A 25874-nucleotide genomic window follows, 5' to 3' on the forward strand; every position below is an offset into this window, starting at 1 on the left:
AATTAAGGCTCCAGTCTGATCTCCAAGGATTGGCAGCCCGAAGATAAGTTAATAGTTGAAGTTTTTGGGGCTGCCTTCTTTCTCGCTTCAATCACAGAATAGTTTCTTATTAACAGCTCCAATTAAATGAAAAAAATCATACTAATATTAGTACTGGCTGCGCTTTGCCCAAATTTTCGAACGTTTGCCCAAGGTAACACCCGTATAACAGGCCAGGTGATTGACTCGGCCGATAATAAACCACTTCATAGCGCAACCATTCAAATAAAATCTTCAAAAATATCAACAACTAGTGATCAAGATGGGAATTTTGCAATCAATACTGATATTAAACAAGGAATATTAATTATCAGTTTTGTTGGCTATAAATCAGTCGAAATCAATTTTCCCCAAATCCAATTACGCTCATTTCGAATATTACTTCCTAAAGATCAAAATATTCTTCAGGAAGTAAGTGTGGTATCTACTGGGTATCAGAATATACCAAAAGAGCGAGCAACTGGAAGTTTCGCACAACCACAAAAGGATATGTATAATGCACGAGTTAGCTACAGCATAGTAGAGCGTTTGCAAGGTATTACGAGTGGTTTAGTCTTTAATTCCAGTTCTGGAGGACTTGATCCTTCTAATCCTGATATTAATATTAGAGGGCGAAGTACTATTTACTCTAATGATCAACCTTTAATTGTTGTCGATAACTTCCCATATAATGGCAACTTAAGCAATATAAATCCGCAAGATATCGAGTCTATTAATATACTCAAAGATGCTGCCTCTGCTGCAATTTGGGGAGTGAAGGCTGGTAACGGTGTTATTGTTATTACGACCAAAAAAGGCAAATTAAACCAGGCGACTAAATTCGATGTCGTGTCAAATCTCACGGTTGGTGAAAAACCCAACCTTTATTATGACCCTAACTTTATATCTTCAAAAGACTACATTGACATACAGCAATATTTATTTAGACAAGGTAAATATGATGCAGATCTTATAAATGTTCGTAATTACCCGTCAATTCCAGCGGCAGTTGAAATTTTGGCAGCAAGAAGAAGCGGGCAAATTACTAAGCAGGATTCCTTAGATCGAATTGCTAAATTGAGTAATATTGATATCCGCAACGGCCTGCTTAAATATTATTATACAAATCCAATCCATCAACAATATGGATTTATAGCCAGTTCTGGAACAAATTTAAGTACGTCTTATTTTTCCGTTGGCTATGATAAGAATCAAAGTGCACAACAAGGTGTTTATAATGATAGGTTAACGCTTAATTTTTCCCATACTTATAAGCCATTTAAGAATCTGGATATAGCCACTCAAATATCTTATGTGTTGGGTAACAATCATTCGGGTATTCCATTGACTTTATCAAATGCAACGTCTGTAGCAAATATATATTTTCCATACACAGAATTTGCCGATCAGAATGGTACGCCCCTTAGCATAAATCGTGGCTACAGTAATGTTTACAAAGCTAGAACCGCTCAAAATAACTTTTTAAATTACGACTATACCCCCTTATCAGAACGGGGCGAAAATGAAAGTAGCACCAAGTCAAATGATCTACGACTTTATTCTGGTTTAAAATATACTTTCATTAAAGGGTTTAGCATTGAAGGCAAATACCAGTATCAAAAATATGATAGCAATTTGTCTAATCTACAGAGCCAAAATTTATTTACAACAAGGGATTTAATTAATAGATTTTCGGTTTTAACAGGTGGGAAAGTAACCGGCTACAATATACCATTGGGAGATATTTTAAATCTTATAAATTCCAGAGTTACTACCAATAACTTTAGAAGCCAATTAAATTATAGCAGTATAGGTAAGAATAGTTTTAATGCAATAGTTGGTGCAGAAATTACGCAATCACGGAACAATGCAAACACTGCACAATTTTATGGTTATGATCCAAATACCGACAATTTTACCTCTGTAATTTTCAATACTATTTATCCAGTGAGTCCAAGGGGAAATGGAATAATTCCTAACGGCAACGGGGTTTCAAGCGGCGTAGACCGATTTCGCTCCTACTTCTTTGCAGGATCTTATACTTACGATTATAAATATACACTTTCGGCAAGTGCGCGGCAAGATGGTTCCAATTACTTTGGAGTCGCTACCAATCAAAAGACTGTACCACTTTGGTCGGTCGGTGGAAAATGGTCAATTGATAAAGAGAAATTTTATGATGTCTCGTGGTTGCCATTATTGCAATTACGGGTGACTTATGGATACAATGGTAACCTTAATAAGACTGTAACAGGAGTTACTACCCTTTACTATCAAACAAATGATCAGTTAACTAATTTGCCAAATGCAGGTATTTCAAATATTGGAAACTCTGAGTTGAGGTGGGAGAAAAATAGCATTTTAAACTTTGGTCTGGATTTCAGCACAAAGAATAACGTTTTTTCCGGCAGTATTGAGTACTTCTCGCGGAAAGGCAGTGATCTGATTGGGAATCAGTCATTAGCACCAAGTGTTGGCTATCTCAATCCTACTACAGGAACCAGCACACTGTCGGGGAATTTTGCCGATATGTCCGGACGGGGAGTAGATCTTCAATTAACTTCAAAAAATATCAATGGAGCATTATCTTGGTTTACAACAATAAATCTAAGCTACTCGACCGATAAGGTTACAAAGTATGATCAATCAACCAATCCAAGTTTCGCAGCATTTGTTGGTGGTGGATGGAATATTATACCCAGTATAGGTAAGCCTGTATATTCACTATATTCCTACAAATACGGCGGACTTGATCCTAGTACAGGCGATCCCCAGGGTTACGTGAATGGTATTGTTAGTAAAGATTATAATGCATTGACTACCCCGAGTTCAATAGGTGATATTGCCTATGTCGGCCCAAGTCGGCCACGCTTTTTCGGTGGAATAACTAATCGCCTTGCCTATAAACAAGTTGCTTTTATTTTTAACATAAATTACAAGTTCGATTATTTCTTTAGGCGCTCCACCATTAATTATTCTTCATTATTTCAAAGTGGCGGTGGTAACAAAGATTACAACATCCGCTGGCAAAAGCCAGGTGATGAGTTAACAACCACTGTTCCTTCCATGATCTATCCGGCCAATTCAAACAGGGACCAGTTTTACCAATACTCCGAAGCAACTGTTGAAAAAGGAGACCATATACGGTTGCAGGATATTAATATCAGCTACGACTTTTTTTATTACAAAAAGGACTTGCGATTTCCCATCACCAAATTACAACTGTTTGTGTACGGGAATAACTTGGGGATACTTTGGAGAGCCAATAAAAAGGGATTAGATCCGGATTTTGCCACCGGCGGAATACCTTACACAAGAACATTTTCAATAGGTTTAAAAGCAACCTTATAAAAACAATTGTTATGAAACAGCTTATTTATTATACAATAATTTCCTGCATCTTCTTATTGACTTCCTGTAAAAAAGACTGGTTAGATGCAAAGCCGAATAACTCGTTGGTTGTACCTAATAAAGTTCAGGATTTTCAAGCTTTATTAGATAATACCTCAACGATGAACCAAAATCAAACGGGCGATTTGGGTGAAATTGGCGCTGGGGATTTTCAAACAACTTACTCATCGTTCTTAACATTCGAAGCAAGGTACCGCAATGCATACGTCTGGTCAGCGTCAGATGATTTTTACGAGGGCGATGACCCCGAGTGGCGTTATTCCTACCAAGAAGTATTATTCACAAACTTAGCACTGGAAGGGATAAATAAAATTCCACGTGATATTACAAATGGTGGGAGTTGGGACAATATCAAAGGTAGTGCCTTGTTTTATAGAGCTTATACCTTTTATAATCTCGCACAACAATATTGCAAACCATATACTAACTCTGCAACAACAGATTTAGGTATTCCACTTAGGGTAAATTCTGATGTTAATCAGGTTTCAAAAAGATCAAGTGTCAAAGAAACTTATGACAGGATTATTGACGATCTTAATCAGGCTAAAGATTTGCTTCCAGCTACTCAAAGCTTCAAGACCCGGCCTTCAAAAGCAGCAGTTTACGCAATGCTCGCGAGAGTTTACTTAAGCATGGGCGACTATACTAATGCCTTAATCAATGCAAAAGCATGTCTTGCAATTTCGAATATCCTCATTGATTACTCAACACTTGATTTAGCCTTTGCAAATCCGGTACCTCAATTTAATGACGAGGTAATCTTCCATTCAACTTTAGGAATGGTATCTGCTTTTTATGATTCTAATTTAGATGTGGTTCCTGATCTTCTTAATTTGTATTCTCCAAATGATTTAAGATTAAGGATCTTTTTTAACTATAACGGTTCAAACACTGCATTCATCGGATCATACGACAGTAGCGCAATTTTCTTTTCAGGATTGGCGGTTGATGAAATTTTACTAATTAGTGCAGAATGCAATGCACGTGCCGGAAATCTTCAGGATGCGCTAAATGAACTAAACACATTGCTCAAAAACAGACTTTCAAAATCTGGTTATTCTGATTTTACCACACAAGATAAAAACGTACTAATAGGAAAAATCATCTTGGAACGCCGGAAAGAGCTATGTTTTAGAGGCTTAAGATGGACTGATCTTAGAAGGCTTAATAACGAAGACACTTATAAAACGACATTAGTTCGGCTTTTGAATAGCCAAAGTTATCAACTTCCACCTAACGATTTAAGATTTGTTTTACCGATTGAGAATAAAGAAATAGTTAATAGTGGCATTCAACAAAACCCCCGTAAATAAGTATGAAAATTAAAATAAGTCTTTTACTTATGATCATCATCTTAAGTAATGCTAAGGCGCAAATAAAACCTATACAAATCGGTGAAAAAATGCCGGAGGTTACACAAATGAAAACCCGAACTTATAATAAATTGCTTACTACAACTTTGTCGAATTATAAAAGAAAATTATTGATACTCGATTTTTGGGCAACCTGGTGCAGCCCTTGCAGAACTGCCCTGCCAAAACTTGATTCACTACAAAAAAAATTCGCAACTGATCTTCAAATTTTGTCGGTAACAGAAGAAAAGGACGAAACGGTAGTGAAATTTTATAACAAGGTTTACGCTGAAAAAGGGATTAAACCAGTATCGGTCGTAGGTGATACGATATTCAATCAACTTATGCCCTACCAATACCGGCCAACATATATGTGGATAGACCAAAATGGCATTGTCTCGGCGATCACAGAAGATGATCAGGTTAACGAAAATAACATAAATAAAGCGCTAAAAGGTGATTTTAAGGAACTAAGGAATATTAAAATAAACAATGCCAATTTCATATTTGAACAGCCAGAAGATAGGCGATTTTTTGAGATCGCAAACCCACTGGTGCAAGAAAACGGCAGTGTATTTAACCGGGCCGTTAACCCGGAGAGCGTCGTTTATCAGTCTATATTTACCAAGCATATCTCGAATCTTAAGGGTCAAATGAGATATGACTCGACTCAAGTCAGCGCGACAAATGTTGCTCCTTCCTTCTTCTATAAGATCGCCTATGCGTTACTCACAGATCAAAAATATGGCACAATCTTTTTTAGTCCAGGAAGGTTTGTGATGGAATTGAAAGATTCAACTACTGCTAATCGTATTAATTCTAGTGCTAAAGGACAAAAATATGACGAATGGAGTAAGGAAAATGGCTTTTGCTATCAGTTGACATGGAAGAACCCTAAAGATATTTTAAAGGGTTATAAGATGTTAGAACAAGACATTTCAAGATATATTAATGAGCCCCTAAATGTCATTTCAGTAGTCGAAAAAAGACTGGTTTTATCATATGTATTGGTTAAAATTGGTGACAATGATAGTTTGAGAACTAAAAAAACTACAAGAGCCGAGCGGTATTCAAAGGAATCGTATGTTCTTAATCATATGCCCTTAAAACGCTTTATGAGCTTTTTTGATAATTACGTGTATGGACATAATTCAACACCTTTTTTTGACGAAACTGGAATCGCTTATTTGGTCGATATAACTATAAACTGTAATCTTACTGACATGCAGGCCGTAAATCGCCAATTAAAAAAATATGGCCTCAGCTTTATTAAGGCCAAACGAAAAGCAGATGTACTTGTGATAAAAGATAAGTAATATAAGGCCGTCCGTTAGGAACGGCCTTATGATGTTTAATTACCAGTATAGTCGCCTGAAATGGGAGAGCCAACTTTGGTATGCACGGCGAAATCGCTTGCTAAATCGCCATCAGAAGGGGTAGATGAAGCGCCAATGTTCCAAACCTCCGAACATACAGTGGATGCGGAATTACAGAGGGTGGTGCTGCTCCTGAACCTGTAGTTTGAAGGATCTGTATTGCTGACCCCGCTAATATTGTAGAACCTAAAATCCCCAGGAGGCAATTTTGTGGAATTTGCATTAGTAAATGCGCTAAAACCTATTGCCATTGCACCTACTAGTAGGCCAAATGTTACTTTTTTGATGTTTTTCATTTTTCTTAAGTTTTTAATGTTGTATCAAATTTGATGAGCCGGAGGGCAAAACTTGCCATAATTATAAATGAGAAATTAAACCAAATATGCCCCAGCCAACTTAGTTTTTCGATGGCACCCCCGCAGTTACATGGAAGATTTTTTTCCCAGATCATTGCGCAGATGATATAAATAGTGAATGATAATATCACAGCAATAAAGCTGTAGAGCCCAATTTTCACAGTGTTTGGAATAAGTAGTAACAATGCAACAATAATTTCAACGGTCGGTACAGCGAAGGAAATAAATACGGCAAAAGCGCTAATGATATGTACTCTTGTCAGTCCCTTTAGAAAACGGTCGTGATCATTTATTTTGGCATAAGCGGTATATAGGAATAAGGCCATGCCGATCCAACATATGGTTGTAACTATTCTTTCTTTGGCTACTAGTGAAATATTGAATTTTATTTTGCTTCTGATTATTCGTTCCATAGCAAGCTGGGTTGTCCATCAATGATTAAATGGTAACTTCGTTACCAGCAGGTATATAACCTGCGGATTGAATTTTTTCTCTTTGTCACTATACTCCTTTCTTTTCCAGCTAAGGATTAATTCAATAGCTAAGTAGATTACTTTAATTGATAATTTATGAAGGCTAAGATAGCGGCAGATGAAGATTTCGGTTGTGATATCCATCACCAGTTTGTCCAAATTAAATCACCAGTTTTTGTAATGAAACGATATCATTTGATCACGTTTCCCGACCCATTAGCCTGCTTAAGTTTTCCCTGGTCATATTGAGGTAGGAAGCAATGAGACGTATGGAGGCTATTTTAAAAATGTCGGGATGGACGTTGCGGAACTGGTGATAACGCTCTTCCGCGGCCCAGGTCATGAGCCGGCTTTTAAAGAGCTCCTGGTAAAAACGCTGACGAATGAAGATCCTGATTAGCAACTTCACTTCTTCATAATGTTCCAGCTTATAAAGTGACTCGTACGACAGCGAGATGAGGACAGATGGTGTCAGGATCTCCAGATAATAATCGACAGGTTCTTTCCAGTAACCTTTATACGAAAAGATAATCTCTCTTGCCACATAAAAACTGATCGTATGCTCTTTTCCTGTATGGTCAAAATAATAGATGCGGGCAAAGCCGGATTCTATAAACCAAAGTCGATTTTCTGTCTGCCCTGATGAGTGAATTATCTGGTGAGGTTTGTAATGTTCCTTATCTAGTACCCTTTGTAAATCTTCCTGAAACTCGGGTGATAACTTTGTAATGGCAGATAAATAGCCGATCAGTGATTCCCCATTCATAAACGTTCAATGTATACGGCAAATCAAATTGAACATAAAAACCCCTGGTCAGAAGTTTTATAATATCCTATTCAAACTCTTAAACAACAAATAAAAGTGCATTTTTTATTAAAAGTGGTGAGTTAGGAGATTAATATTATCTAAAAATTAAAAAATATCGAAAAAATATACATAACTCACCACTTCGCATATTTTCTGATGTTAATTTTAAATTAAAGTTAATTTAATCTTAATCTATGCGAATAGACTTTAACAATGCCAGCTTCAAGGATTTTGAGAATATTGAAGGTCAGAATATTTATGAGACCGCAAAGGAATTTGCAGCGTACCTGGATTTTTTACGTGCGAATGGCCATCTGAATTACCGGATAGAATCTTTATCACCGGTAGGCCCGGAAATGAACCTGATCTTACCCGGTGATCAACACCCCACCTGGTGTGTCTGCCTGGTCTCAAATGATTATCTCGGGTTTAGCCAGCACCCGTTGGTCAAAGCTTCCGTGATCAGGGGCATTGAAATGTTTGGGACAGGCTCAGGCGCTTCGCCTGCTATTGGTGGCCATTTTGTTTACCATGAGGAACTGGAAAGGAAAATCGCCGCATTCTACAAACGTACGGACGCCATTTTATATACAACCGGTTACACCGCTAATAGCGCCACTTTGCAATGTATTCTGCACAGGGACGGCAATCCCCGGAAAAACGATATCGCGATCCTGGATATGAATGTACATGCCAGCGTATATGAAGGCGTATTGACCACAACAGTCAAAACCTTTCTGCACAATGACCTGGTCATGCTGGAGCATGTGCTGAAAAATGCAGAACATCAATACCGGACAAAGATTGTGGTTATTGATGGCGTTTACAGCCAGGATGGGGATATTGCGCCGATCGCTAAAATAGCGGCTCTGACCCGTCGTTACGGTGCTTACCTGGTAGTCGACGATGCTCATGGTATTGGAGTTATCGGCGAAACAGGAAGAGGTGTGATTGAACTGGATGATGCCTTTGACCAGGTGGATATCATAACAGGCACATTTAGCAAGGCACTGGGGAACATCGGTGGTTATGTCATTGCTAGCCCCGAGCTCATTAGATATCTCAAATATCAGTCTAAACAGCATCTATTTTCCACAACCGCAACCCCGGCAGTAATGGGTATTTTGAAAGCCATTGATTTAGTTGATGAAGAACCAATCTGGAAAAACCGTCTTTGGGAAAACATCAATTATTTGAAAAATGGATTGATCAGGTTAGGATTTGAGGTCGGTTCAACCGCCTCTGCCGTGATACCTGTCAAAGTGGGTGATATCATGAAAACCTTGGAAGCGGGAAGGCTGCTTTTAAAGGCAGGTATTTACACCAACCCGATCATGTATCCGGCCGTAGCAAAAAAGAATGCCAGGATCAGGATGAATGTAATGGCGACTCACACCACCGAACATCTCGATAAGGTCCTGAACGCTTTCGTCGAAGTTGACAAACAGCTTCAAATTTCCAACAATTACAAGTAAACCATTATCTTAATATTAATCAGGCATATGATATTTTCAAATTTAAACCACTGTTCTCCAACTGATGTTTCGAAGGTTTGTAACTCCTTCGTTCCCAATTATTTATTGCAAATGAAAAATCTATCTGAAGTAAACTATGAATTTATTATCCAAACAGCTTCAGCTTTTTGTAAGCGATTCATTAAATCCGCAAAATTTCGCTGGACACCAGATTTCAAATAAAGAATTTGAAAACTGGAGGGTCTTTTTAGCTCATCAAATTGCTGAATTGAAAAGCTCAACCGCTTATTGCCAAAATGTGAAGATCGGCAAAAGTAAAACCGGCATGACCATATTTATCAATCAACTCGTTGATATAAGCAATTCGGTGCATCATTACCTGACCAGACTCCACCCGATCTGGCAAAACCATCCCCAGGCCGATCAAATCAGGTCCAATTACCTGCATACCTGCAATATTTTCGAAGAGCTCATTTCCAGCCTGTGCGATAGAAATCGTTGCAAAGGCCTCGTAAAAATCACCAACTTTGATTTGAAGCAGGTCAAAATGAAGCTGAAACAACAGCATTCCCTATTAAGGGACCATTTGCAGCGAATGGATATCGATGATCATTTAAAGGAGCTTGTACTCCATGGCTTTAACCAGATTACATTAAAAAAGGGACTTCGCGGAATTGATGAAGCCTATCTGCATAACCTGGCAGGACTTGTTTTACAAAAGCAGGATTTGGATACACGGGCTTTAATGGAAATACTGATCATTAACGATTTCAACCTGCCGGAATTTTTCCATTACTGTGTCATCACCTGGCGTCAGCGTTTGTCAGACATCCCGGGATTGCATGAACAACAGGAAATGTTATTGACCGAAAAAGATCTGCTTTATAATTCACGTATCGAAAAAGGATTACGGATGCCTGGTGTATCGTCTGTTTTATACGAAGATCTGGAACAATTTCTTTCTGAGAAATACCTTTTTGTAAAACAATTGCTGAAACTCCGGCGGGAAGCCGTCATGGATAAGGAAAGAGCCCATGCCGGTATACGCTTCCTAATGAATCTGCCGGTGCCGCAATTTGGCCTTTTTATCCGGATGCAAATAGAAAAAGGTTTGCTGCCTAAAGAAAACCTCGGCGATCTCTTCAGTTTTTTTGCCCTACACTTTTACACTCCTCATACCCTGTTTATGTCAGCTGACAGTTTGCAAAAGAAATCTACCGATGTGGAATTTTCAACCGCGCAAAAAATGAAAGGACATCTGATAGGCATGCTGAACTGGCTAAATACAAATTTTAACTTGTCAAATTATAGCTGAAAAATGCTATAACTGATTTTCCTGGAATTGACGCAGCAAGCCCTGTTCTTTTAGTAAGTCGAGCATATCTGCGTACCAGATGAAGCTAAATTCTTTGTGCTTTTTCAGTTTTGCAAGGTTTACTTTCATAATATCCCCAAGGTTATATAAGCCGAGCCGCTCCGCTTGCTGGATAAATTGATTTCCTACACCCAGTGTCGAAAAGGAACAATCAAGTTTACTCACTTCTAGCATTGTGTCAGAAAATTAATTACATTTTGAATATATCAAAATTGGTTATTATCATACAAACCTAAATACAAATAATGTGGATATGAAATATACTTCATACTAAACAACAGATTTGTATTGCACATTCGCTGCGTGAAGCACGTCAGAAACGAAAAATTAATAAAAGCCATAGGACAAAGAATCAGATTTCTCAGAATACATAAACAGCTCTCTATGGAAAAGCTGGCTGAATTGTCTGAAGTAGATTACCGCCAGGTATCTTATGTTGAACTGGGACAAACCGACCCCTCCATCAGTACTTTATCTGCAATATGCAAGGGCCTTGAAATTACTCTTGCCGAATTAATGGATGCAGACGAATTAAAGTAAATCTCTCTATATTAAGTATTTACATTATTGTAAGTACAAGAAGACGACTATCTGTAACAGGGGGGTGAAAACTTTCTTTCACCCCCTTTCACTGGTTGCGCATCCCCATATCCGCTTGCTTTGCCTACATGATTACCGCAACGGTAGTCGATCAACCAGTTGATCTGGTTATCAAGCGAGCGTTATTTGACATGGGGGGATAAAGCATTATCCGGCGGGGAGCCGGAAATTTCGCGAAGGTGAGCGTAAAGCCGCAAAAACCGAAAGCGCGAAGGCAGGCAGGTAGCCCGGATCGTAGGATCTGACGTGAGTAATCCCGAAAATATATACCGGCAGAAGCGAATTATCGGGCTCGATACCCGCTGCCGGTACATTGAATAAAGACACCTTTCTTGGACGAACAGGTGTCTTTTTATTTTTTGCCGGTTACCGGCTTTCTGTTAACTCAAATCCATTTTATATGTCGAAGTTATTAACCGCCAGGGAGCTGAAGGAACAAGCCTCCCTGGTAGATCTGTTAAGCCGTTTAGGATACCAGCCCGTGCCGAAACGTGGCCGGGAAAAAATGTACATCAGTATGCTACGGGATAACGATAGCAACCCGTCCTTTAGCGTGAATGATGATCTTGGCGTATGGTTTGACCATGGTGCCGGGAAGGGCGGTAATATTATCGATTTTGGCCTGGCCTACTGGAAGCACCTGGGATTTAACGAGGTCGTTAAAAAGATCCAGGATGTATGCGCTATTGAAGCTGCCGAACCTCGGCCCCCTCGGCCACGTAGACCAATAAAGGTCAGTCATGTGGTAGAGAAAGTTAGGCCAATAGGCGCACATCCCGCTATAACCGATTATTTGAAAAGCCGTGGTGTATTTGAAGTAGCCAAATTTTACCTGAGCGAAGTCTATTATTTTGTAGAGGACGACAACGATGTTCGTAAACATTACTTTGCTGCAGGTTGGCTTAATGAAAACAATTCCTGGGAAGTTCGAAACCGGTATTTTAAAGGTTGTATGGGGCACAAAGGCATTACTGTTATTCCGGGACACCTTAAAAAGGCCGCGGTATTTGAAGGTTTTATAGATTTTTTAAGCTGGCGTTTTGATAACCCGGAGGCCGACCACAGTATTATCGTGCTCAACTCACTTACTCTACTTCATCAGGGCATCACGAAGGCCAAAGCCTTTTCATCGCTCGATATTTACTTTGACCGGGATAAAGCAGGTAAGTTAGCAAGCAGGGACTTTATCAAAGCACTGCCATATGCAACAGATCGATCAGTTATTTATGAGGGCTTTAACGACTATAATGACAAGATCAAGTCGCAGTTAAAGGTACACGATATGCCGCCCTCAAATAAAACAGATTTCTTTGCCAACGTACATGTACCTTTTGAAAGGTAACGCCCTTGCATACGACCATTAGCCGGCACTCAATAAAGTGAAGGTGTACGGTGCATTTAGGATAGCAGGGATCTAGCAGCGGCAGCACCCCATCAACGTCATGATGTATGCCTGATCGAAATTTCATGCTGTCGGTTTAAATGCGGATTTATCGTGCATTTAAAAGCGTTAATAAACACAGCTGGAATTTATATTATTTTTTGGCGGCCGCAATAAAAACCGTAATGTATTGTAAAATAATATTTTATATATTTATTGGTATCAATACCAACATCCTATGCCTGTCAGTTCAATCAAATTAATCCGTAATATTTACCGGGAAAGGCTTTCTAATCTCCCTACCCCGCTGATAGCCTTTTTATATCCCTTTTTGATCAGCTTGCCCTACCTTTTATTAAAAGATTCCGCCAAAGCCTTTGTCATAATTGAAATGGGTTTCTCCTTAGGAGCGATATGTTTTGCAGGCGCAACCTTTGTCGGCTTTTTATTCGGGATCCCTTACACAAATAAAGATGAAAGATCGCCGGTAAACTCGAACCTTGAAGTAATAGCTGATTGGCTGACGAAAATATTGACAGGCCTCGCTTTAATTAATCTTACCAAGGGTTACCAGGCCTTTTCCGAGTTTGCTGATGCTTATAGCAAGACCTATGACCTGGATAAATCAGGGCCATTGGCCATACAAAGCGTTATAGTGGTATTTGCGGTCTGTGGGTTTTTCTACGGGCTCATCATCTCCAGGAAATTATTTTTGCTGCAAAAGGAAACAATCACCGACAAACCAAATACGATGACCAATTACAATTTGCCTTCCGAACTGATTAGCTCGCTCTATACGACCTTTGTAAATCATGTGATCTCCAAAAATGTCAATCCGGAAACGGGTTCAGGTATGGAAGTAGAGGCTTTTATTCAAAACAGCATTGAACATGCGATTGAACATAATGAAATTCCAACAGCCTATAACGGCCAAACCATCTCCAAAATCATGTTTAAAAATCTGGAAGATGCCTTTAAGAATATTATCAGGCTCGCCGACCAAATGGCAAACGACGCTATTGCAGATGGGTCCTACCGATTACATGAATGGTCATTAGATAAAGCGAAAAGACGGCTTTGTCCACTTTATCCGTTCCTTCGTGAACCCTGCAATAAATATGATCCAAGCTAAAAACATATTGTAATGGAAAGTGAAAACCCAAACAAAGTTGTTTTCGAGGAACATCAGAAGAAAGCTTTTGATGGCGCCCTTGACCTGACCAAATTGCTGATCACGTTATCGACCGGCACCCTGGCTTTAACGGCAACATTCATAAAGGATATCCTCAGGCTTCCGGTAGGCCAGCCTATCCCAAACCTATGGGTAATATATGTAACCTGGGGATTTATGCTCCTAAGCATTTTCTTCGGGTTACTTAATCATGGCGCAATTACAGGCATACTGGAAGGTGCTGACATTGCTTATAAAAATGATCCAACCAAACGACTATCACCCTATAGCGAATTGGCTATCTATCAAAATTTAGCTTTCTATTTAGGCATTCTGTTTTTGGTGATCTATGTGGCTATAAACCTGTAGGGCGATGATTTTATACTGCTCAATATACCGTAGGTACTTTTTTAAGGTGGCGTAATATTTCGTCTGAAATCCGGAAATATCGGCACCTTCCTTCCAATATAATGGTTGAAAAAACCATTCGGCTTATGGTCATTTCCGTTGCTTTCGCAACGGCAAGATGTCTTTTTGTTTCACAAAAAGTCACTTGCCCTCCCGGGGGGATGTAAAAAAATTCGCAACTCATTTTTTCATGGAGCACGTTAAGAAACTGAATGGGCGGCCCGCCTTAAAGGAGGGTAAACGCACCAAATTCATTAATGTGAGGTTTACCGAAACGGAGTATGCGGAAGTTGCCGAACTGGAAAATCAGCTGGGAATTTCCAAAACAAACCTGATACGACTGCGTGTGCTCTCTGACTCCAAAAAAGTAGTGATCAACGCCCGGGAACTGATCCGGAACATGGATGGCATCGGCGCTGAAATGGGACGGATCGGTAACAATATCAATCAATTGGCCAGGCACGCCAATACCTTAAATCTTAAAGGCCAGCTATCTCCCGTGATCATCCAGGACTATAAGGAATTGTTTGAAGCCTATATCACTATCCAGCAATCTTTGGAAGTTACGCTCCGAAAAATCATTAGGGCGATGGGACTATAATCTATTCTTGAATGGAGTTAGCATGTTATAGGGTTATAAAGGAACAGCGTTAGCAAATTACAGTGTTAGCCGGTTACTTCGTTATCGGGGAACAGTGTTACACTGTTATTTTGTTACCACGGTCTGGTGTTATCGCGTTATGAAGTTATTGAGTTAGCATGTTACCAAGTTACAGGCTTACGGTGTTACAACGTTAGTGGGTTATCGTGTTCGGCCGATCCAGTGTTAGGGTGTTATCGTGTCCTGGTGTTACACCCTTATAAAGGTTGCCCGAAACTGCGTTATCTGGATTGCTTGGTAGGGTGCCATCATGTTATAATACCCCGGTTCCCATGATCGCTCACATATTAGAAAAAACGTCACGAACATTTGCTGGGGTAAAATATAATACCAATAAGGTCGACCGAAACACAGGGGAGCTTATGCTGATCGCCAACTTTGGCATCCTTCAGGCATTAAGCAATCCTAGACCACAGGACCTGGTCAATTACCTCCTGATGGTGTCCGCGCAAAATAAAGGCATCAAAAACACACAGTTCCATGCAACAATCTCCGCCCGTGGTCGCAATTATAACAAGCAGGAATTAACAAAAGCTGCTGTAATGTGGTTGAAGGAAATGAAATATGGCGAACAGCCATATCTTATTGTGTTTCATAAAGACACGGATAATCATCACGTACATATCGTGAGTTCGCGTGTCGGTAAGGATGGCAGACAGATAGACCGGGATTATGAGCAGGTCAGGGCGGTCCGGAATATCAATAAGGTATTGGGTTATTCATTCGCCTTGCAATACCGCTTTAGCACTAAAGCCCAGTTTTATCTGATCCTGGAGAACCAGGGATTTCTCGGCAGGGATTATGTCGAGGATGAAAAATTACAAAAAAAAATGAAGGCTTATACGCCTGATAAATTAAGAATATCCGAGATTCGGGACCTCTTTAATGCCCGAAAGGCAGACCCTGATTTTGTGCAAACAATGCACACCATTTATCAGCTTGACCTGGTTTTTCATTCTTCCGGGAGTAAAAAGCCTTACGGGTATTCGGTCATAGACCATGCCACTAAACAGGTTTTTAAAGGAAGCGAAATCCTCAACCTCAAATACCTGCTGGATGAAAATATCAAAACTGAAAATATTTACCGACCGCAAAGCATCGAATTGCATGATTATTTGGCCGAAAATGCCATCACCTATTATTCGGAATTCGCGCCGGAACCCGTGTATATCAGCCCGGTGATGATCGCTGATGATGTGGATGATCAGCAGGTAATGGGGATGAGACGCCGGCGGAAAAAAAAGGCCCGTACAAATACCCGTTAGCTCAGGTGGCAGCCGTTAGGCCAGCCATTTTTATGAGTTTGTATTTCATTTAAAACTTATTACTCCATTGAAAAATTATGATCTGTTTATATGGCAACCAAAAAGGCGGCGTCGGGAAAAGTACGCTCACCGTCCTATCAGGGAATTACCTGAGCCTGGCTAGAGAATGGCCCTGTACCATTATTGATATGGATTACCAGCAATCCATTTCACAGAAGTTTGAAAAGGCAAAGGTGCTGGAAAATGCTGAGCCCTATGATGTTTTGCCGGCAACCCTCGAAAACTTTCCGATGCTGGCCAATGTCCTGACCAAAAACAAGAAGGACGCCATACTCATCGATCTGCCGGGTAAACTGGATGATGATGGGCTGATTCCCGTCTTCAGGTCTGCTGACATGGTGATCTGTCCCTTTGCTTATGATGAATTCACCTTTGAATCGACAGTTTTGTTTACGGTGGTCCTAAAAAAGGTAAACCCCAGCGTACAGGTTTTTTTCATCCCGAACCGGATCAAGGCCAATGTAAAATTTGAGATCATGAGCGAGGTCAATGAACAGCTCTCCAAATTTGGCATCATTACCGCCGCAATTCCTGACCGCATAGATTTTCAGCGTATCACCACGTTCCAAACCCCCTTATCACTCTACGGCGTGATCACTCCGGTGTTTGAACAAATATTTGCCGACCGCTTATGGAAAAAATGAAAACCTTAGCTGATCAGCTTCGCGAGCAAATGAGCAAGCCGGCTGGCAATCAGACAAAAGAGGCCGGAAATACCGGGCCAAAGCCAAAGAAAACCAACAATAATAAAGCAGAGAAGCAAACGGAAGTAACTATTCTTACCGCGCTGAAGGACTATGATAACAGCGGAAACAAAAGCATGGTCCATGCCAGGTTTGATAAGCAGACGGTCGATGTCATGAATAAATTTAAAATGGCGACAGGTATCGAGGTCACCAAGTTCGTTTCTTTTGCGGTCAAACATTTCCTGGCAGCCCACCCTGAACTCAAAACCATCATCAAAAAATACATTCAAAACACTGACTTATGAATATCACAAAAGTTTCGGCATTGCTCCTGGGCAGTTTCCTTTCCCATTATGCCTATCGTAGGTGGCAGGAATATTTGGAAAGTGGTCCAAACATCGGCAAAGGTATGAATACACCTGCGGCGAAACCCATAGCGCCAATACAACCCACCCATATGGCAGATACTGCCCGGTATTCGGATCGCAGTATAAAAAAAGAACTTTTTGCTTATGACACCAGTGATCATCAGACATTGATGCATGTACGGTTCAAACGGCAAACGGTCGATACGCTGAATAAGTTTAAACTGGCCACCGGCGTGGATATGTCCAAATTCGTGGCGTTTTCGGTACATCATCTACTGAAGACCTATCCCGAACTTAAAATTATCATTCAAACATACCTTAACAGAAATCAATTATGACCTGGATAAAATTTGCATTGTGGCTGCTTGGTATCTATACCACCTATTATGCTGCCCTGATCATTTGGGACTACCTCCGTCTTAGCCGCGGGGAAACCGATAACGATAAACATGAACTCACCTTTGTGGAAGACATCGAACCCGTAAAATCTCATTACGAAGAGAGCTCCGGTTCCGGCAAGGAGTCGCCGGTCGCCTTTTCCGGTGGTGTCAGCCTTAAACAGCTTTTTAATCTTGCCCGTGAAGAATCGGTCGAGTACATCAAATCTGTAAGTTTTTAAATGCATGAAATTTCTACTGTCTGCTGGATGCTGTCTGTTAACTGCGGCAACTTATGCACAACCCGGCATCGCCGAAATGCAGCAGGCTAAACAAGACCTTTCAAGGTCGTTCTTTTCGGCTTTTGACTGCTGCCTGGTGCTGGCCATCCTGTTTGGCCTCTTCGGCGGTCTTAGGATCTACCATAACTGGCAGATGGGCAGGGACCATATTGATTCGGCAGTTGCCGGCTGGTTCTTTGCTTCCTTTTTTATGATCCTTGCGGGTCCTTTTCTGCGGGCATTGTTCGGAATCTGAATGCCCGTTATTCTCTAATGCTTCTGCCTGGAAGTCATAAAAGTTTCCCTTCATAACTTACTTCAAAATGTCAGATCCATAGGGGATTTGTCCGGCAGTTGCGATACTGTCATTACTCAAGGGTGAAATAATCGGGGCGTTGTTCGTGATCTGAACGCTCTTTTAGGATAGCCGGCCTGCACTCAACAGGCTCTAAAAGATCTCCGCCTTTATTTTTTCTCCAAATTAATGTTTTCAAAATCAAAAAAATTATGGGCTTCAGCCGTACTGCTGGCCCTGTCATTTCCTGTGCTCGCCCAAAGCGGCGTTAACGGCCTGAACACAGCGACCTCCACCTTAAAAACCTATGTTGCACCCGTAACCAATATTACTTTGGTGATCGGCGGCATCGTTGGTATCGTTGGTGCGATCCGGGTATACTCCAAGTGGAATTCCGGCGACCAAGATATTAACAAAGAATTGATGGGTTGGGGCGGCTCCTGCGTCTTTCTCGTGGTTTCCGCGCTTGTAGTCAAGGCTTTTTTTGGCTTATAATTATGGCCAGGAAATATCCGGTTTATAAGGGGCTCCAACGGCCCCTTATATTCAAAGGCTTCAAAGGAAAATTTATTTATTGGGGCATTGCCTCCTTGCTTTCCGGCCTTGTATTCGGCGCATTGACCATGTCACTGATCAATATGTGGCTGGGTGCTATGGTATTGATCGGTTTTATTGTCGGTGGTCTGCTATTTACCGCCGGCAAACAAAAAGGCGGCCTTTATGCTAAAAGCCGCTCCTCAAATATTAACATTCTAAATCGTTATGGCCGCAAAAACCTTATTTAACATTCCCTATGCGGGCGTGGATAAAGATGGGGAATATGATCTGCTTATCGGCCCGAACGGCGAATGTTCCGTGGTGATCCGGTTGGTAAACCCGGTCATCCGCTATTCTGCTTATCCGGCTGGCTATGAGGAATTTCACCATCTCCTCAATAATGTAATTAAGATCTTAGGCGATGGTTATCTCCTGCAAAAACAGGATGTCATCAGCCGCTCACCTTATAAAGGGCCACCGGCCACCGAGTACCTGCAAAAACAATACAATGCCCATTTTAACGGCCGGGAATGCCTGCAGGTGGCAACCTATTTAACCATAACGCGCCAGGTAAAGAAAGGCGCGTTTTATGTTTATGACGCCAGGTTGCTAAGTGATTTCAGGCAGGCAATAGGAAAAATATTAGACGTACTGCCATCAGCCAAAACGCTGAACGAGGGACAGCTAAACCGCCTGATCTTGCAACTGCTCAGTATGGATTTTGGCAGGTCAAATATTGTACTTGATAATATCGCTCCCTCTGAAACAGAGATCAGGATAGGTGACCGATCGGTTCGAAGTATCAGCCTTGTTAATATAGACAGCATTGACCTGCCACCGGAGGTCTCCCCGCATATTGAGTTAAATGACAAGGAAAGCATGCGCGGTTTTCCCGTGGACTTCCTGTCATTCCTGTTTAAAGTGCCGGGCGTGGATGTGATCGTGTATAACCAGGTTATTGAAATACCAAACCAGGTCGTGACCCTACGGAAGCTGGAGCAGAAAAAGAAAAGACATGCTGGTATTCCTGATCCTGCCAATCAATTATGCGTTGAGGATATTGATCTATTGTTGAACGATGTCGTCCGGGAAAACCAGTTACTCGTCAATTGCCATTTCAATATGCTGGTAGCTGCACGAGTTTCAGCTATCCAAAAGGCGGTCAATTTTATAGAAAGTTCACTGTTCCAGTTGGGGATTATCCCCAGCAAAAATGCCTATAATCAGCTGGAACTGTTCCGGACAGCATTACCCGGCAATGGTGTAGAGCTGAAAGAATACGATTGGTTCCTGACCACCTGTGATGCCGCGATCTGTTTTTTCTTCAAAGAGTCTCTGCCAAGGGATGAGCCATCTGATTTCCTGTTAAGATTTACGGACCGCCAGGGCATTCCGGTTGGCATGGATCCAGCAGACCTTCCCATGCGGACCGGCCGCATCAATAACCGGAACAAGTTCGTGCTGGGGCCCAGCGGCTCGGGTAAAAGTTTCTTTATGAATGCCATGATCGAGCAGTACATGCTCTACAACATGGACATGGTCATTGTAGATACCGGGCACTCTTACTCAGGGCTCTGTTCGTATTATCAGGGCAAATATATCACTTATACGGATAAAAACCCGATCACCATGAACCCCTTCCGCATAACGGAGGAAGAATATAATATCGAGAAAAAAGATTTTCTCTGTACACTGATCGGGGTCACCTGGAAAGGTGCCGAGGGCATATTAACTCCCGTCGAACGAGACGTGATCGCGAATGTGATCTCGGCCTATTACAGCAAGTTCTTTGCTGAAAACGGTGACCTGAGCTTCAACACTTTTTATGAATTCGCCTTGGATAAAATCCCCGAGATCAAGACGGAAGAAAAGATTCTGTTTGATTTCGATGAGTTCCGATATGTTCTCAAAAAATTCTACAAAGGCGGCGAGTTTGCGCCTATTCTGAATAAAGAAGCGGATAAATCTCTGTTCACGGAACGATTCATCGTGTTTGAAATCGACTCCATAAAAGAGAACAAGACTCTCTTCCCGATAACCACGCTCATCATCATGGACGTATTCATCCAAAAGATGCGTTACCGCTCGGACAGGCGTAAAACCCTGGTGGTCGAAGAAGCATGGAAGGCCATTGCCAGTCCCCTGATGGCCGGATATTTATTATACCTCTACAAGACCGTTAGGAAATTCTGGGGCGAAGCAATTGTTGTTACCCAGGAACTTGGGGACATTATTGGAAATGCTGTGGTCAAAGACAGTATCATCAATAACTCGGATACCATCTGCCTGCTGGACCAAACCAAGTTCAAGGATAATTATAACGATATAGCCGCACTGCTCTCCATTAATGAAACCGAGCGAAGGAAGATATTTACAATCAACCAGCTGGATAATACAGATGGTCGGGGACGGTTCAAGGAGGTATATATCCGTCGCGGGGCATTTGGTGAAGTCTACGGCGTAGAAGTTTCGCTTCAACAATATCTTACTTATACGACCGAAAAGCCCGAAAAATCCGCGGTTGAGAGCTATACAGGACGCTTTGGTTCTTACCCGGAAGGGCTGGACGCCTTTGTCCGGGATTTTCAAGATAGCGGAAAATCTTTACCCGCTTTCATTTCGCAGGTTAACCAAATCAGTAATCATCATGAAAACTAAATTTATCATATGGCCGCTTTTACTGTCCTTGCTGGTCATGAATTCCGTTTCATCGCGCGCGCAGACATTAACAGTTGACCCTGCCGTATCTGCCGCGATTGCCATTAATGCAGGTGTAATCAACGGGCAGCTGAATACAACCAATAACAAACTCGATCTGATCCAGAAAGGGCAGCTTGCCGTCACCGGCCAGCTCGTAATCGTCAATAACCTGCAAAATAAAATTTACCAGGGCCTGAGCCAGGTCGCATCCGTGATCAATAACCTGAATACCGTTAAAGAGATCGCCCAATGCGGCGTGGATATCATCGGCGACGTGGAGGAATCTGTCAGGCTGGCCAAATCCAATCCGGTACTGTTACTGTTTGCGGAAAGGGGTGCAAGGGACTTTCAGACAAGGGCGACGATGCTTGCTGCGGAGGTCAGCTCCTTTGTATTGCAGGGCGGAACAAAGAACCTCATGGATTCCGGCGAACGCGGCAGGCTGCTCAATCATATTGCCGATGAGATACGTATCCTGCGCGGCATCGCCTATGGCATGAGCCGGGCCATGTACTGGGCAAAGATCAACGGCATTTTCCGATCACTCAATCCCTGGGCAGAATGGCAGAACCAGGACGTCAGGATCGCCAACGACGTCTTAACAAACGCTAAATATCTCAAACCATGAAATTTGATATGGTAATGATTTGTCCGCCATGGAAATGGTTTACGACATATAGGACCAGGCCGGTCATCTTATCGGATGTAATGCCGCCAAAAATATGGCGGGCACTCGACGCATTCGAATTCATTGCACACGCCCTGCACGATTTTACGGCCGGCGATCACCTCATTTTCGTTTGGACGCCGGGAAAACATTCGGTCGACTGCCGGGAGTATATGACCCGCTTGGGATATGAAATGCAGGGAACACTGATGTGGGTACGACCGAAATGGAAACCTGGTTCCGGCGAAAAAGCCGTAGAGTTTTTGCTGATCGGCAGCAAAGGTAAAAGACCTGCGCTTTCAGATGATTGCATGAACAGGATTGGATCTGCTTTCACGGGAAGCGTGAAAAACAGGATCGAAAAGCCGAAGGACGCTTATGAGTTCCTTGAAAGTGAATTTCCATATAAAGAGAAGCTTCAGTTATATGGCTGGAACCAGCGGCCCGGCTGGACGCTGTTGCATAAAAATGGTCGTAAAATCAAATAGTTTCATGAAAAATATAATCGTATTATTTACTGCTTTACTGGCGGGAACAGTCTGTTTTGCCCAGCAAAAAATACTCAATATCCCGGCGCTCCATCAATTGGTAAATGCATCGGAATCTGAAAACAAACTGCAGGTTAAAGCAAAGAACCAACAGGCCCTGGCAACCGCCAACGAACAGGCAAACCTGACTTTACTGGAAAAAACAAAAGCGATGTACAGAACCCTGCAGCAACGGTACAATACTTTAGGTACCGTCATCAATATCGCGGAAATCGGTATCTATGCGACGCCGATGGTTGAACGTATCGTGAATAACCAGGCGCAGATCGTTCAGTTGGTGCAGAAAAATCCAGCTTTGATAGCACTCGGATATCAGTCTGCCTTGCAATTCACTTCGCAAGCCCGAAGCCTTGTGGCTTATGTAACGGGACTCTCGCTGTCGCTTGGTGATGTGAATCAAATGAAGGCATCCGACCGGAAGATACTTTTTGACTACGTGATCTCCGAGTTAAGTAATATCCAGGATCTCTCCGGCAATATGCTGAACATGATGCAATATTCCAGCCTGGCTTCCCTGTTGAAGGCGGCAAATCCTTTTCAGCATTTTATTGACGCCGATAAGGCTATCGGTCGTGACATCATTCAAAACGCCAGGTATCTAAAATGAAATCGTTAATTATTATCCCGCTATTGCTCCTTCCTGGTTATTGGGCAAAAGCGCAGCAGTATGTAATCGATTATCAGCACCTTATCGCGGTTTCTCAGAATGCTGGTGTCAGGAGCAGCGCAGAAATGACCCATGACCAATACCTGGGTAAGATCAATAACCATATCAACGACCTCAATACCAATGTGGGTTCTGTGGTATTAGCGCAGACGATGATCTATGAAGGGCTATCCAATGTGAACTCCGCTTTAAAAGAAGGGCTGGCCGTTAAAAATATGGCCGCCATTATCGCAGATATGACAGTTTACATCAACCAGGCATTGGCTATGGCCAGGAACGAACCTTACCTGCTGGTATTTGCAGGAAATATCGCCTCGGAAATGCGGCAGCGTTCGCTGGCCCTGGTGTCCGATGTCTCCGGCTACATTCTGAAAGAAGGCAATAATGTATTGGCCGACTATAATGCCCGGGATCAGTTACTGCGCAAGGTGATCACGCAATTACAGTTATTGGACGGCCTGGCCTATGGTGCCTGGAAAGCCATGTATTGGGCCAAACAACGCGGTGTAATTGCTGCTTTAAACCCGTTCGCAAATTTTATTAGTCAGGATACCCGCCTGGTTGGCGAGATCATTCAGAACGCAAAATATTTGAGACAATGAAATTTCTAATTCCGCTACCATTCATATGGTTTGCGCTGATCCAGCAAGGTATCAGTCAGACAACCGCCCGGGACAGGGCCGTCCGCTATCAGCAGGAACGCATGGTGTACCTGCAATGGGACCAAAACAAATTCGAACCGAAAGCCGGCTTTCTCAGCCTCAATCCCTATTACTGGCTCACCTGGGGTTTATTTCATCCCAATTACCATAAAAATGATCTTCGGCCGTTAAGCGCTGCCGGTCCGCAAACCCAGCGCCTGGTGTTAGTAGGCGCCATGAACAATACGGACAATAAATACAAGCTGCAATCCGATACGGTTCGCAACACAGCCATTTCAGAAATCGCTAATCAGTCGGGGCTGGTTTCCGGCGCCGACCCCCTGTGGCGGCTTTATTACAGCAGGGAACTGAGGCCAGTACTGGATCATTCTATGTCGGCTATTCTAGGCGGGCTTTCACCGGAAGTCAGCGCGAAACTGGTGGCCGAAGGATTGTACAGCTGGTATAAAAATGAACTGGATATGCTCAAAGAACGGCTCGATGCCGCCCGTTCCACAACCATGGACAGGGGCGCCAGAATATTGGCGTATCACCGCTTGCTGCTGGAATACCGGAACCTCGCGGGCGTCTGGGCGATCCGCACTTCATCCGCGCAGGCCACCATTAATATGACCGCCCGGCAGCAAAAGATACAGGCTGGCCAGGTGACGGTCAGCGACTGGACACCACAAACCGATATCCAGATCGCTAAAGACGTTTTAAAGCACCTCCAATGAAAAAGAAACTCCTATTAGTCATATTGCTGTGCTTTTGCATCAGCGCCTTATTTGCCCAAACCGCACCTGCACCCGACAATGGCAAAACCTTGCAGTTTCTCCAGGGTGATGGCGTATATGAAACGGGGGTAATGGTGTTTTTAAAAGGACTTAAAGCATCCGTATGGTCACATTTTGGCCTGTTTATTACCGATGCCAAAGCGCTTTCCGCCATTTTTATGATCATCTTTTTCGCCATAAAATCATATGAGATGATGGTCGGAGATAAACAGCTGGAAATCATGCCGCTGCTGCGTCCCTTTGGTTTGGCAATGGTCATCCTCTGGTGGGGTGTATTCGTCAAAATGATCGCCTTTCCGACAGACGTCGTCGCCAACCAAACCGAGCAGATGTTTAACAGTCAGCAGACAACGGTCAATAACCTGCGCCTTAACCGTTCCAGCCTGATGCTGGCCGTTGCGAATTCCTTATACACTTACCAGGCACAGGCAGAGGTAGCGGAAAAAGAGAGCGACACCTGGTACGGGCGGGCATGGGATTCGGTTACCAGTACCGTAAAGGAAGGGATCAGTAACGTAGTCTCGCCCTTGCTGGAATTAAAGAACCGCCTCACTGTGGGGATGCAGCTGTTATTTACACAATTACTGGAACTGTTAGGGATATGGATCCTTAGAATAGCGGTCTATATTATTTTTATGATACAGATCATTTATTCATCTATCCTGATCATACTTGGGCCATTCGCTGTTGCAGCCAGCATTCTGCCGGCATTCCGCGATAGCTTCAGCACCTGGATCGCCCGTTTTATTTCGGTTAACCTCTACAGTGGTATAGCCTATCTCATTATGTATTTATGCGGACTGATGCAGGAATATGCCTTAAGATCCGAGATCAGCAAATATAAGGAGCTGGTCGGCGAAAACGGCCTGAATGCCAACCTCGAAAAAATGGCCTGGTTTGCAGGGAATGGCGTACTGTCCTTCGGAACGGTCATTATCGTATTCCTGATCGGCGCAATCTGTATGTTCACTGTGCCCAGCATCTCGACCTGGATCATCTCGACCTCCGGAATCAGTTCTGCCGTATCAACATTTGGCCGCAGCGCGGGTACCGTGACCGGTATAGCCCGCAAGGCTGCCGGAAGTTTTTTCTGATCCCAAATTCTTTCCTTTTCTTCTTT

General features: G+C 42.5%; 31 protein-coding genes. 25 read left to right on the forward strand and 6 right to left on the reverse strand.

Features of this window, described 5'->3' with window-relative positions:
- Nucleotides 1-126: 126 nt before the first annotated feature.
- Genes AC1RM2_RS04630 through AC1RM2_RS04640 form a run of 3 tightly spaced genes read left to right on the forward strand, consistent with a single transcriptional unit; the run spans nt 127 to nt 6097 of the window.
- The gene (locus tag AC1RM2_RS04630; protein ID WP_492983835.1) at nt 127-3369 is read left to right on the forward strand and encodes a SusC/RagA family TonB-linked outer membrane protein; all 3243 of its coding nucleotides are present in this window, start codon (nt 127-129) and stop codon (nt 3367-3369) included.
- 11 nt (nt 3370-3380) lie between these two features.
- Entirely contained in the window at nt 3381-4742 is a 1362-nt protein-coding gene (locus AC1RM2_RS04635; RefSeq protein ID WP_492983836.1) for a RagB/SusD family nutrient uptake outer membrane protein, read from the forward strand.
- A 29-nt stretch (nt 4743-4771) separates the two neighbouring features.
- Nucleotides 4772-6097 carry a TlpA family protein disulfide reductase gene (locus tag AC1RM2_RS04640; protein WP_492983837.1) on the forward strand — a complete coding sequence of 442 codons (1326 nt, stop codon included), beginning with the start codon at nt 4772-4774 and terminating at the stop codon, nt 6095-6097.
- Between the two features lie 35 nt (nt 6098-6132).
- On the opposite strand, the gene AC1RM2_RS04645 is transcribed toward AC1RM2_RS04640, so the two are convergent.
- The 3 genes from AC1RM2_RS04645 to AC1RM2_RS04655 form a co-directional block, all read right to left on the reverse strand.
- Nucleotides 6133-6453 carry a hypothetical protein gene (locus tag AC1RM2_RS04645; RefSeq protein ID WP_492983838.1) on the reverse strand — a complete coding sequence of 107 codons (321 nt, stop codon included), beginning with the start codon at nt 6451-6453 and terminating at the stop codon, nt 6133-6135.
- Between the two features lie 5 nt (nt 6454-6458).
- Nucleotides 6459-6926 (reverse strand): MauE/DoxX family redox-associated membrane protein, encoded by a 468-nt coding sequence (locus AC1RM2_RS04650; protein ID WP_492983839.1) that lies wholly within the window; start codon nt 6924-6926, stop codon nt 6459-6461.
- Nucleotides 6927-7185: 259 nt separating this feature from the next.
- Entirely contained in the window at nt 7186-7752 is a 567-nt protein-coding gene (locus AC1RM2_RS04655; protein ID WP_492983840.1) for a Crp/Fnr family transcriptional regulator, read from the reverse strand.
- A 236-nt stretch (nt 7753-7988) separates the two neighbouring features.
- Between AC1RM2_RS04655 and AC1RM2_RS04660 the strand changes: the two genes are divergently transcribed.
- A complete protein-coding gene (locus tag AC1RM2_RS04660; protein ID WP_492983841.1) occupies nt 7989-9269 on the forward strand; it encodes an aminotransferase class I/II-fold pyridoxal phosphate-dependent enzyme in 1281 nt (426 codons plus the stop codon).
- A 277-nt stretch (nt 9270-9546) separates the two neighbouring features.
- On the opposite strand, the gene AC1RM2_RS04665 is transcribed toward AC1RM2_RS04660, so the two are convergent.
- Nucleotides 9547-9837, reverse strand: coding sequence for a hypothetical protein (locus AC1RM2_RS04665; protein WP_492983842.1), 291 nt, complete (start codon nt 9835-9837; stop codon nt 9547-9549).
- Between AC1RM2_RS04665 and AC1RM2_RS04670 the strand changes: the two genes are divergently transcribed.
- Nucleotides 9817-10584 (forward strand): hypothetical protein, encoded by a 768-nt coding sequence (locus AC1RM2_RS04670; protein WP_492983843.1) that lies wholly within the window; start codon nt 9817-9819, stop codon nt 10582-10584. The genes AC1RM2_RS04665 and AC1RM2_RS04670 overlap by 21 nt on opposite strands.
- A 6-nt stretch (nt 10585-10590) precedes the next feature.
- On the opposite strand, the gene AC1RM2_RS04675 is transcribed toward AC1RM2_RS04670, so the two are convergent.
- Entirely contained in the window at nt 10591-10713 is a 123-nt protein-coding gene (locus AC1RM2_RS04675) for a hypothetical protein (protein WP_492983844.1), read from the reverse strand.
- 234 nt (nt 10714-10947) lie between these two features.
- Between AC1RM2_RS04675 and AC1RM2_RS04680 the strand changes: the two genes are divergently transcribed.
- From AC1RM2_RS04680 to AC1RM2_RS04730, 11 genes are all read left to right on the forward strand, one after another.
- Nucleotides 10948-11184, forward strand: a complete 237-nt coding sequence (locus tag AC1RM2_RS04680; RefSeq protein ID WP_492983845.1) for a helix-turn-helix domain-containing protein — start codon at nt 10948-10950, stop codon at nt 11182-11184.
- Nucleotides 11185-11644: 460 nt separating this feature from the next.
- Nucleotides 11645-12586: a DUF8464 domain-containing protein gene (locus AC1RM2_RS04685; protein ID WP_492983846.1), complete on the forward strand. Its 942-nt coding sequence runs from the start codon at nt 11645-11647 to the stop codon at nt 12584-12586.
- 379 nt (nt 12587-12965) lie between these two features.
- A complete protein-coding gene (locus tag AC1RM2_RS04690; protein WP_492983847.1) occupies nt 12966-13757 on the forward strand; it encodes a hypothetical protein in 792 nt (263 codons plus the stop codon).
- Between the two features lie 12 nt (nt 13758-13769).
- Entirely contained in the window at nt 13770-14165 is a 396-nt protein-coding gene (locus AC1RM2_RS04695; protein WP_492983848.1) for a hypothetical protein, read from the forward strand.
- A gap of 229 nt (nt 14166-14394) precedes the next feature.
- Nucleotides 14395-14805 (forward strand): plasmid mobilization protein, encoded by a 411-nt coding sequence (locus tag AC1RM2_RS04700; RefSeq protein ID WP_492983849.1) that lies wholly within the window; start codon nt 14395-14397, stop codon nt 14803-14805.
- Between the two features lie 422 nt (nt 14806-15227).
- Entirely contained in the window at nt 15228-16130 is a 903-nt protein-coding gene (locus AC1RM2_RS04705) for a relaxase/mobilization nuclease domain-containing protein (RefSeq protein ID WP_492983850.1), read from the forward strand.
- 77 nt (nt 16131-16207) lie between these two features.
- Nucleotides 16208-16834 (forward strand): ParA family protein, encoded by a 627-nt coding sequence (locus AC1RM2_RS04710; protein WP_492983851.1) that lies wholly within the window; start codon nt 16208-16210, stop codon nt 16832-16834.
- Entirely contained in the window at nt 16822-17181 is a 360-nt protein-coding gene (locus AC1RM2_RS04715) for a hypothetical protein (RefSeq protein WP_492983852.1), read from the forward strand. The genes AC1RM2_RS04710 and AC1RM2_RS04715 overlap by 13 nt, the downstream gene beginning before the upstream one ends.
- Nucleotides 17178-17582, forward strand: a complete 405-nt coding sequence (locus AC1RM2_RS04720) for a hypothetical protein (protein WP_492983853.1) — start codon at nt 17178-17180, stop codon at nt 17580-17582. The genes AC1RM2_RS04715 and AC1RM2_RS04720 overlap by 4 nt, the downstream gene beginning before the upstream one ends.
- The gene (locus tag AC1RM2_RS04725; RefSeq protein ID WP_492983854.1) at nt 17579-17863 is read left to right on the forward strand and encodes a hypothetical protein; all 285 of its coding nucleotides are present in this window, start codon (nt 17579-17581) and stop codon (nt 17861-17863) included. Before AC1RM2_RS04720 ends, AC1RM2_RS04725 begins: the two co-directional genes overlap by 4 nt.
- A gap of 4 nt (nt 17864-17867) precedes the next feature.
- Nucleotides 17868-18158: a DUF4134 family protein gene (locus AC1RM2_RS04730; protein ID WP_492983855.1), complete on the forward strand. Its 291-nt coding sequence runs from the start codon at nt 17868-17870 to the stop codon at nt 18156-18158.
- Between the two features lie 112 nt (nt 18159-18270).
- Here AC1RM2_RS04730 and AC1RM2_RS04735 read toward each other — a convergent pair whose 3' ends face one another.
- Nucleotides 18271-18396 carry a hypothetical protein gene (locus tag AC1RM2_RS04735; RefSeq protein WP_492983856.1) on the reverse strand — a complete coding sequence of 42 codons (126 nt, stop codon included), beginning with the start codon at nt 18394-18396 and terminating at the stop codon, nt 18271-18273.
- Between AC1RM2_RS04735 and AC1RM2_RS04740 the strand changes: the two genes are divergently transcribed.
- From AC1RM2_RS04740 to AC1RM2_RS04780, 9 genes are read left to right on the forward strand one after another with little or no spacing between them, the layout of a single operon-like run.
- Nucleotides 18387-18692 carry a DUF4134 domain-containing protein gene (locus tag AC1RM2_RS04740; RefSeq protein ID WP_492983857.1) on the forward strand — a complete coding sequence of 102 codons (306 nt, stop codon included), beginning with the start codon at nt 18387-18389 and terminating at the stop codon, nt 18690-18692. The two genes, AC1RM2_RS04735 and AC1RM2_RS04740, sit on opposite strands and share 10 nt — an antisense overlap.
- Nucleotides 18693-18694: 2 nt before the next feature.
- Nucleotides 18695-18982, forward strand: a complete 288-nt coding sequence (locus AC1RM2_RS04745; RefSeq protein WP_492983858.1) for a plasmid transfer protein — start codon at nt 18695-18697, stop codon at nt 18980-18982.
- Complete coding sequence (locus tag AC1RM2_RS04750; RefSeq protein WP_492983859.1) at nt 18960-21392, forward strand: TraG family conjugative transposon ATPase; 2433 nt, start codon at nt 18960-18962, stop codon at nt 21390-21392. The genes AC1RM2_RS04745 and AC1RM2_RS04750 overlap by 23 nt, the downstream gene beginning before the upstream one ends.
- Entirely contained in the window at nt 21382-22062 is a 681-nt protein-coding gene (locus AC1RM2_RS04755; protein WP_492983860.1) for a hypothetical protein, read from the forward strand. Before AC1RM2_RS04750 ends, AC1RM2_RS04755 begins: the two co-directional genes overlap by 11 nt.
- The gene (locus AC1RM2_RS04760) at nt 22059-22589 is read left to right on the forward strand and encodes an MT-A70 family methyltransferase (protein WP_492983861.1); all 531 of its coding nucleotides are present in this window, start codon (nt 22059-22061) and stop codon (nt 22587-22589) included. The genes AC1RM2_RS04755 and AC1RM2_RS04760 overlap by 4 nt, the downstream gene beginning before the upstream one ends.
- Nucleotides 22590-22593: 4 nt before the next feature.
- Complete coding sequence (locus tag AC1RM2_RS04765; protein WP_492983862.1) at nt 22594-23256, forward strand: hypothetical protein; 663 nt, start codon at nt 22594-22596, stop codon at nt 23254-23256.
- Nucleotides 23253-23918, forward strand: coding sequence for a hypothetical protein (locus tag AC1RM2_RS04770; RefSeq protein WP_492983863.1), 666 nt, complete (start codon nt 23253-23255; stop codon nt 23916-23918). Before AC1RM2_RS04765 ends, AC1RM2_RS04770 begins: the two co-directional genes overlap by 4 nt.
- Complete coding sequence (locus AC1RM2_RS04775) at nt 23915-24694, forward strand: hypothetical protein (RefSeq protein ID WP_492983864.1); 780 nt, start codon at nt 23915-23917, stop codon at nt 24692-24694. Before AC1RM2_RS04770 ends, AC1RM2_RS04775 begins: the two co-directional genes overlap by 4 nt.
- Nucleotides 24691-25848 carry a TraJ family protein gene (locus AC1RM2_RS04780; protein WP_492983865.1) on the forward strand — a complete coding sequence of 386 codons (1158 nt, stop codon included), beginning with the start codon at nt 24691-24693 and terminating at the stop codon, nt 25846-25848. Before AC1RM2_RS04775 ends, AC1RM2_RS04780 begins: the two co-directional genes overlap by 4 nt.
- Nucleotides 25849-25874 lie beyond the last annotated feature (26 nt).

The organism is Mucilaginibacter sp. GW822-FHT03E02, from assembly GCF_058801545.1.